Here is a 232-nt window from a genome sequence, read left to right on the forward strand (position 1 = left end):
TTCACGAGGCGCTACCTAAATAGCTTTCGGGGAGAACCAGCTATCTCCCGGTTTGATTGGCCTTTCACCCCCAGCCACAGGTCATCCGCTAATTTTTCAACATTAGTCGGTTCGGTCCTCCAGTTAGTGTTACCCAACCTTCAACCTGCCCATGGCTAGATCACCGGGTTTCGGGTCTATACCCTGCAACTTAACGCCCAATTAAGACTCGGTTTCCCTTCGGCTCCCCTAT

Annotated in this window: 1 rRNA gene; it reads right to left on the reverse strand. The window is 51.7% G+C overall.

What is annotated here, in order from left to right:
* Positions 1 to 232, reverse strand: a 23S ribosomal RNA gene (locus tag GM30_RS00685); the annotation flags it as partial.

It is taken from the genome of Trabulsiella odontotermitis (assembly GCF_001188485.1).
GTDB classification, from domain to species: Bacteria; Pseudomonadota; Gammaproteobacteria; order Enterobacterales; family Enterobacteriaceae; genus Trabulsiella; species Trabulsiella odontotermitis_A.